Origin of the sequence: Mycobacterium sp. UM_Kg1, assembly GCF_000972925.1 — a bacterium.
Classification (GTDB): Bacteria; Actinomycetota; Actinomycetes; order Mycobacteriales; family Mycobacteriaceae; genus Mycobacterium; species Mycobacterium hiberniae.
Genome location: NZ_JRMK01000143.1, coordinates 1 through 8,560, shown reverse-complemented (window position 1 = coordinate 8,560; position 8,560 = coordinate 1). Strand labels below are relative to the sequence as shown.

Here is an 8,560-nt window from a genome sequence, read left to right as displayed (position 1 = left end):
ATCCAAGCCCCGCGACACCGGCAACCGCGCAATGTCATCAGCCCCCAACACCGGCGGCCGCTCCAAACCATACGAATCGGTGTTACGCAACACCGCCGCAAGCACTCCCGAAATAGGCTGCAAGCCATCGTCCAAAACCGCGTAGTACTGGCGAACGGCATCGGCGTTGTCTCCGATGTCGTGCGCGACGACAACCGCACCGACGGGCACCGGGACCGGCAGCCCGTACTGCGGCGTGACTCCTGCCTCAGCAATGGCGGGCGGTAGCAACGCCGGCGCCTCGGGGATCGCATTGAACAATCCCGGGGCGATCGGCCGTGGCTTCACCACGCCCACATCCAGGCCCAGGGCGGCGGTGACGGCCCGGTCGGACAGATCGATGCGGCTGCGCTTGCCGTCCCACAGCAGCCACGTCCCAAAGCCGTTGTCGACCAGTACCACACGCTCAGCGCCCAGCGCCGCCGCCCGAGAGCCACTGTGCTCCAACGGGCCGGCGATCACCGTCACACCGGCGGTAGAACCCGACACCGCGTCGCATACGGTCCATTCCGCATCGGTTTCGGCGCTTTGCACCGTGCGCTCGGGTGCGCCCGGAATTCCCAACAGGTTGCCGCGCGGGAAGCTGTCCAAGACAGCGGTCTTCACGGCTGTGGGGTTGGCCGGGCGGCCGGCGATCAGCCGCGCCGACGTCAGGTTCAGCACCGGGTGCAACTGCTCGCCCACCCGCACATACAGCGCCGACGTGGAGCGGTCGGCCAGTATCACATCGTTGCCGGCCGACCCGCCGGGGCGGATCAGGGACAGCACAAAGCAGCCCGCCAATCCGGCTACCAGCAGTACCGCACCCATCAGCACCGCACGCGACTGCGAGCGCAGCGGCTCCACCAGCATCCGGGTGTCGTGCAGGGCAAGGCCGGCGGCTATCCGCCGCACGAGGAATCGCCAGCCGCTGACCTGATGTTTGGTGACGAACCCGCGCCGGTACTCCACCCGGTCCGGGTTGTCGTTGACCGGGGTGCGCGAGGCGAACGAGCGCCGCTCGTCGTCGGGTCGGTCGCTCATGCCTTCACCTCCAGGCCCAGGCCACGCAGCAACGGCGCCACCGAGTTGCGAACGTCGTCCGCTGTGATCGTCATGAGCTCCTCATCGGTGAACGTCTCTGTGCCGGCGTGTTCGGAATGGTCGAGCCGGAATTCGCGCTCTTCCTCCGAGCGTTCGACAAGGTTTCGCACAAACCGGCCGTTGCCGGCGATGTCGAGGCTGCGGCGGGCGACACCGTTGGCGTCGGGGGGCGACGCCTCGGCCAGCTCCGCGAACAGAGCCTGCAAGTCCTGCTGTGCAGCAGGATCGAACACGCTGTCGCGGTGCTCGGCCATCACCGTAGCGATCTCAACCAGTTCCGCCGCCGTGTAGGACGGGAAGTCGATGCTGCGGCTGAACCGGGAGCGCAGACCCTCGTTGGTGTCCAGGAACCGGTCCAGGTCGGCGCGGTAGCCCGCGATGATCACCACCAGGCGGTCGCGATCGTTCTCCATCCGCGCCAGCAGGGTGTCGATGGCGATCAACCCGAAGTCGTTCTTGGCGCCGGTGGCCACCAGGGCGTAGGCCTCGTCGAGGAACAGCACGCCGTCCAGCGCGCTGTCGATGACGGCGTTGGTCTTGGCCTCGGTCTCACCGATGTGCTGGCCGATCAGGTCGGCCCGGTGCACCTCGCGCACATTCTCCTTTTTCAGCAGTCCCAGGCCGCAGTAGATCTTGGCCACCACGCGGGCGATGGTGGTCTTACCGGTGCCCGGCGGGCCGGCGAAGACCAGGTGGTGGGCGCGCTGAGCGACGGCCAGCCCATGCTGCTCACGCCGGATGGCCATCGCCACCGAGCTTTTCAGGCGCTGAACCTGGTCCTTGACCTCCTCGAGGCCGATGAACTCCGACAGTTCCCGCTCCGCTTCGGCCAGCAGTTCGGCTTTGCGCTCTTTAGCGCCGGGATCGATGAAGTCCGATTCGCCCGGCTCGGTGGCGGGATCCCATGGGTCGGTGCGCGCGGCGATCCGGTCAGCGGTGGTCGTGACGATCCCGAAGCTGTGGTCCAACAGGGCTTCTTGGATCTGGTCGTTCTCCGGGTTGGCGGCGTAGAGATCCTGCAGCACCTCCGCCGCGGTCTCCTCATCGTCCTGCGCGCGCAGGATCAGGCCCTTGGCCAGGGCTCCATCCGTGGCCGCGACGGCGATCGGCCCGTCCGGCTCCTCCAGATACGACAACGCCGGCGCATACATTCCCAGCCGCGCCAGGGCAATTCCCAGCGCGATCTTGGCCGCGTGGGTGAACAACGCATCCAGCTCGGCGTCGTTGACGATCGGGGTCAACAGCTTGACGACATCCGACCATCGTTCGGCGCGATAGTGGATCACCGTCGCGATCCAGCGGGCGTCATGGAAGTTCGGCCGGCGCTCGGCGATCTCGGTGGCGAGTCGGTACGCCTCTCCGTAGCGCCCGGCCGCGGCCAGCGCGCTCGCGTATGCCAGCTGGAAATCGTCGGGATCGGTGGCGCGGAACTGCAGGTACAGGCCCGAGTCGTAGGTGAAGCCCAGCGCACCCTGCTGCAGATCCAGGCGCCGTTGCAGAGCGCCCACGGTCGGTGCAGTACGCCACACCGCTTCCAGCACCCGTGCTGAAGTGTCTCCAGCCGCTGCCAGGCCCACCCATGCATCGCATTGCTCATGGGCGACCCGAGTCAGCGCGGCGAAGCCGGTGCGGGCAGCGGCCAGGTCGGCGGGCCGTTTCCGACCGTGGACCGCAATGCCCAGCGCCCGACTGCAGGTGGCGAACCGGCTGACGATGTCAGCGTCCACCCGGGTTGTGCGAGTACGTGCCTCCAGCACGCCTACGTCACGGTTACTCATCTTCGAATCACTTCCCACTCAAAGCTGTACGGCCCGGCTCGAACGGTGGCTTACGCCACCGCTCGAGGCTCTCCGATGACGGAATACTCCGAAGCGTCGCCCTGGAATACGCGGCTGCGCTCCCCCTTGACGCTGACCGGAATGTCGCCGGCAAGGGTGATTCGGTGCAACCGCCGGTGCTCCTGGCCGAAATCGGCGACTCCGTAATGCTGGGTGGCACGGTTGTCCCAGATCGCCAGGTCTCCCAGCTGCCAGTTCCAGCGAATCGTGTTTTCCGGACGGGTGATTCGCTCTTGGAAAAGCTGGAAGAGCGCGCGCGACTCGGAGCTCTTGACATCGGAGATTCGCTGCACGAAGTTGCCCAGAAGCAGCGAACGCTCCCCGCTCTCGGGGTGCACCCGCACCACGGGATGCTGCGTCTCGTATGTGGTGGAGTTGAACGTCTGAATGTAGTTCAGGAACTCCTCCGACTTCAGCAGCTCGGCATACTTCTCGAGCTGCTTGGAGTCGGTCAGATCCAGCTGCGTGTAGTCGAAGGCGTTGCTGTGCACCGCCCAGAGCTCGTCCGCCAGCCGAGCCAGCGGGTCGGGCAGCTCCTGGTAAGCGGTGACTGTGTTCGCCCACAGGGTTGTCCCGCCGTAGGGCGGCAGTTCCACGGCCCGCAGCAGCGATGCCTTGGGAACGCGGTCCACGAACGTGACGTCGGTGTGCCAGCTGTTTGCGCTGGTGCCGCCGAAGGAGTCGATGGGAAGAATCGCGCCCTCGCCCTTCAGCAGCGGGTGCGGGGCGGTCGGGGTGCCCAGCAAGTTGGCGAACGCCGCCTGACCGGCGTCGTCGAGATGGTGCTGCCCACGGAAGAAGATGACCTTGTGGGCCACCAATGCGTCGTTGATCGCGGTGACGGTTTCGTGGTCCAGGTCACCACCCAACCGGACTCCGTCGATCCGGGCGCCGATGTATTCCCCGAGTTTCACCACGTCCAAGTCGGTGCGGGTGGACAACGATTGGCTGGACATAAGACTTCTCCTTTATCTGGCTGGTTCATGAAATGGTCGAGCCGGCGCGCCGGATTGGGGATCCGGCGCGTCTGCTGGCCGAATGCGTTTCGGCAGAGAACTTTTCGAACGAGATGACTGTTTGATGCCGCGCCGCGGACGCCGCATCGACTGCGCGCGCGGTATCGGGCCGACGTCAGCCCCAGCGGGCAGCCTCGGCAGTGTCGCGGGCCAGCATCCCCAGGGTGTTGCTCTCATGGGTGGTGGCCATCGCACGGTAGGCCAATACCAACTCCTCCATGGCCTGGTTCCACTGCGCCTGCCACGCCTGGTAGGTCGTACCCGTATCGCCCTGCCATGCCGCCGACAAGGCTGCCTGCTCGGCGGCGATATCGGCACCGACGGCTTGCAACGTCGCCGCATGCCCATTCATCTCCCCGGCATGCGCCAGCATCGCCGGGTAGTTGTACAGAATCTGTGACATCTCTCAATCCCTTCTGGTCAGAACCCGGTGTAGGTGCTTGCCGCGGCCGCGTCGGCAGCCACATAGGTGCCACTGGCGTCCGCCAAATTGGCCTGGGCCAAATCCAGCAGCGCGTTTACGCGCGCCGCCAAGGCCACGAACCGGGCATGTGACCCCTGGAAGGCCGCCGCCGCCTCACCCAGATGAAATGCCTGCGCCGCCAACGCCGTCTGCTCCGCCTGCGCCATCGTCGACCGCATCAACGCCGCCTTGGCGCCAAAGGCCGACTCCGACGCCACCAACTGCGGAATATGCGCATCCAACAAACTCATTGCTTATCTCCTGTCCACTTCGATTGCCTTGTGTTCACCGACCCTCAACTCTCTGTGTTATCTGCGTCTCCTTCGGTCGATGGACCGGCCCAACTGGCCGGCAACAGTGGCTCAATGGGTACGTCATCGAAGGAGTCGCGAGCCAGGGTGGCCAATCCCGCTTCTTGCACACCGTGTTTGACGACGTTTCCCGTGAACCCGAACGCGCCCGCGCTCCCCTGCGAGGCGATGGGGCCGCCGCCCCCCGGCACCTCCCATTCGGCGTCCACTTCGACGTTCATGTCGGCGAATTGGTGGCCGTGGTCACGAAGATGCGTCCGCCGCCGGCGCCGCGATCGTGACGCTCGTCGCGCCGCCGACTCCTGTGCCGCGGAGTCCGAAGCCGGACTCTTGGCCTGCGAGCCGGTGCCGGTTCCGGTCCGGTTGGTGGAATCGAATCCGACACCGGGACCACCGCCGAATCCGATCATGTACGGAAAGGCGAATCCGGGAGCGGGGGCAGCCGCAGCGGGCGCCGGCGGGGAGGCCCCGCTTGGAACGCTGGCCGGAGGGCCGGCTGCCGGGGACCCGGTGGCCGGGACGGTCCCGGTCACCACGCTCACCAGCTGCCCATGCGAACCCGTCGGGACCGGCCGGGGGGCTGCTTCGATTTCGCCGACCGAGTCGATCATCATGGGCAGCTCGAACGGCCGGGGCAGCGCTGCCAGGGCCGAAAGCGCGCTGAGGCTGGCAAAGGGCGAGGCAAGGCTGGAGGAGATCGCGGCACCGAGCTCGATGGCGGTCAACGGATGCGCCAGCAACCACGGTGCGAGGGTCACCGGGTTGAGAAGCAGGAGGGCGACTTCGGGGTTCTCCGCAAAATTCGCGACGATGTAGTCGATCTCCTGGATCTGAGTCAACGTGTTCTTGAGCCAGTACGCCAACGTCAATGGGTTGGTGTAGGCGTTGTAGGGCAGGCCGTCGATGGTGCCCGTCACCGGATCCCAGCGGAGACCGAAGACCGCGTGCACCACGTCGGAGATACCTTCGAGGAAGGGATCGGTCCACCGGCGGGCGGGGTCCCACGGGTCCGACGAATCCGCGGCACCCGCCGACGCCAGGATCGCCGGCGCCGCAGGGGTCGGCGGGATCGACGCGGCCGCGGCGCCCGCGACCGCCTGATAGGTGCTCATGGTCGTGGCCGCCTGGACCCACATCCGCGCGTAGTCGGCCTCGTTGAGCGCGATCGGAACGGTGTTGACCCCGAAGAAGTTCGTCGCCAACAGCACCCCGTGGGCGGCGTGATTGGCAGCCAGTTCGGCCATCGTGGGCATCGCCGCCAACGCGGTGACGTAGGCGGCCGCCACGTTCTCATGCTGGAGTGCCGTTGTGGCACTGTCGGCGCTGGCCTGCGTCAGCCAGGCCAGGTAGGGAGCGTGTGCGGCCACGTAGGTGTGCGCGCTCGGCCCCTGCCACACCCCGGCCTGCACCGCGGCCAGCACCTCCCCGAGGTCGGTGGCCGCCGACGCGTACTCTGCGCTCAGCACCTTCCACGTTCCGGCGGCGGCCAGCACCGGACCCGGACCCGGGCCGCTGCTCAGCAGCGTGGAATGGACCTCCGGCGGCAACGCCATCCACGTCGGGGCGGTCACGTCAGCCGCTCCGGGTCGGACGGCTCAGCCCGCCGGCGGGTCCCCAACGTCGATTCCGCCCCCAAGGGCGCAACCGGCGCATCCAACAAACTCACGGTCCATCTCCATTTCGACATTGATTGCCCTGCTTCACCGACGGTCGGTCACTGCGGCGGTAACCCGCCTGCCCCGTCGCTGGACTGACCGGTCCAGGTGCTCGGCATCAATGGCTCAATGGGAAGCCCACTGAAGGAATCACCGGCGAGGGTGGCTAAACCTGCCTCTTGCACATCGTGTTTGACCACGCTGCCGCCGAAACCGAGTTGTCCCGCGCCGCCCTGGGATGCGCTCGGAGCGGCATCCGGCGTCTCCCACTCCGGGTCGACATCCATGTCGGCGTACTGGCGCGCCTGCTCATGCAGCTGAGCGCGGCGGCGCCGTCGGTTGCGGGCCTGCCGCCGCGCGGCCGACTCCTCCGCGGCGGAGTCCGACGCCGGGCTTTTCGCCTGCGCGCCGGTCCCGGTTCCGGTCCGGTTGTTGGTATTGAATCCGACACCGGGCCCGCCGCCGAAACCGATCATGTAGGGGAAAGCGGCACCCATGCCCGCCGCTGCCGGGGCAGCCGGCGCCGGCGCCGATCCCGCCGGGGCGCTCGCCGGCGGGGCTGCCGCCGGGGAACCCGTCGCGGGCACCGACGCCGACACACTCACCAGATGCAGGTTCGTGCCCGTCGCCGGGGCGGCCGGCGCCGAGACCGCCTCGGGTACCACGTCAACCAGAAGGGGGAGGTCGAACGGGCGCGGCAGGTAGGCCAGGGCCGACAACGCACTCAGGCTCGCAAACGGTGAGGCAAGGCTTGAGGAGATCGCGACGCCCAACTCGATGGCGACCAGGGGATGCGCCAGCAGGAACGTCGCGAGGTTCGCCGGGTTGAGCAGGAGCAGGGCCACTTCCGGGTGCAAGCCCACGTTGCTGATGACGTAGTCAAGCTCCTGGATGAGGGTCACCGTGTTCTTCACCCAGTACGACCCGGTCAGCGGGTTGACATGCACCGCATAGGGCAGCCCTTCGACGGTGCCGGCCGCCGGGTCCCAGTTGATCCCCACCCACCGCAGTACCTCGGCGATACCTTCCAGGAACGGGTCGGTCCAGGTGTGTGCGGGGCCCCACGGGTCCACCGCGTCCGCCGATCCGGCCGAGGCCTCCGTTGTGAGGATCGCCGGTGCCGGAGGGGTCGGCGGCGCTGAGGCGACCGCGGCGCCCGCGACCGCCTGGTAAGTGCTCATCGTGGTGGCCGCCTGTACCCACATTCGCGCGTAGTCGGCCTCGTTGAGCGCAATCGGGACCGTGTTGATCCCGAAGAAGTTGGTCGCCACGAGTACCCCGTGAACGGTGTGATTGGTGGCCAGTTCCGCCAGTGTCGGCATTGTTGCCAACGCGGCGGTGTAGGCGGTGGCCACGGTTTCGTGCTGGGCGGCTACCGCGGCACTGTCGGCGGTCGCCTGCGTCAGCCATGCCAGATAGGGCGCATTCGCGGCCGCGTACGACTCCGCGCTCGGCCCCCGCCACACACCGGCTTGAACCGCTCCCAGCACCTCGCTGAGTTCTGCCGCGGTTGCTCCGTATTCGGCGCTGAGCGCGTTCCATGTCCCGGCCGCCGCCAGCACTGGTCCTACGCCCGGCCCACTGCTCAGCAGCGTGGAATGCACCTCCGGGGGCAGTGCCATGTACACCGGAGCGGTCACGTCAGCCGCCCCAACTCGGATAGACCGATGCCGCGACGGCGTCACCGGCGGCGTAGTTGATCCCCGCCTCGCCGACACCGATACCCGACCGGCCCAGCTCTGCCGTGCCGTGAGTTGCGATCTCGACATGCCGCCCGCCGAAGATGCTCAGTGCGAGCGCGCTCTGCAGCGACACCGGGTCGGCTGCCGGGGGAACAACCGCGGTGATGACGGGCGCCGCGCCGGCGTGGACCGCGGCCAGCCGGGCGGTCAGTGCCTCCACGCGTGCGCAGGCGGCTTCCAGTCCTTCGGGGACGACATGTAGTGCCATGACGTATCTCCTTTCGCACTGGACGACAAACCCGGGCGGTTGGCCTGGTGAGTACTCATACGACACCAGAAACCACACCTGTGTCGATTCCAACGTCAGCCTCACTCGACGCGCTGAACGAAACGACAGTCACCGCCCATCCTCCGCTGAAGTTCTAGTTTGATTGTGGCCCAACGTTTTTCACATCCTGTCTCTTATACACATC

8 protein-coding genes are annotated in these 8,560 nt (G+C 67.2%); all 8 read right to left on the bottom strand.

All coding sequences use genetic code 11. From position 1 onward, the window contains the following. The coding region (gene eccB, locus LI92_RS17535) for a type VII secretion protein EccB (protein WP_046321133.1) at positions 1–1,062 on the bottom strand (1,062 nt) is incomplete at its 3' end. Further along, entirely contained in the window at positions 1,059–2,900 is a 1,842-nt protein-coding gene (gene eccA, locus LI92_RS17530; protein WP_046321131.1) for a type VII secretion AAA-ATPase EccA, read from the bottom strand. The genes eccB and eccA, both read right to left, overlap by 4 nt. A gap of 50 nt (positions 2,901–2,950) precedes the next feature. Then, positions 2,951–3,916, bottom strand: a complete 966-nt coding sequence (locus tag LI92_RS17525; protein ID WP_046321129.1) for a TauD/TfdA dioxygenase family protein — start codon at positions 3,914–3,916, stop codon at positions 2,951–2,953. Between the two features lie 175 nt (positions 3,917–4,091). Then, the gene (locus tag LI92_RS17520; RefSeq protein ID WP_046321128.1) at positions 4,092–4,379 is read right to left on the bottom strand and encodes a WXG100 family type VII secretion target; all 288 of its coding nucleotides are present in this window, start codon (positions 4,377–4,379) and stop codon (positions 4,092–4,094) included. A 17-nt stretch (positions 4,380–4,396) separates the two neighbouring features. Beyond that, entirely contained in the window at positions 4,397–4,690 is a 294-nt protein-coding gene (locus LI92_RS17515) for a hypothetical protein (RefSeq protein ID WP_046321126.1), read from the bottom strand. 44 nt (positions 4,691–4,734) lie between these two features. Beyond that, the gene (locus tag LI92_RS17510) at positions 4,735–6,321 is read right to left on the bottom strand and encodes a PPE domain-containing protein (protein ID WP_046321124.1); all 1,587 of its coding nucleotides are present in this window, start codon (positions 6,319–6,321) and stop codon (positions 4,735–4,737) included. Between the two features lie 143 nt (positions 6,322–6,464). After that, positions 6,465–8,045, bottom strand: coding sequence for a PPE domain-containing protein (locus tag LI92_RS17505; protein WP_046321122.1), 1,581 nt, complete (start codon positions 8,043–8,045; stop codon positions 6,465–6,467). A gap of 1 nt (position 8,046) precedes the next feature. Continuing rightward, on the bottom strand, positions 8,047–8,355 hold the full coding sequence (locus LI92_RS17500) for a PE family protein (RefSeq protein WP_046321120.1): 309 nt from the start codon (positions 8,353–8,355) through the stop codon (positions 8,047–8,049). Positions 8,356–8,560 lie beyond the last annotated feature (205 nt).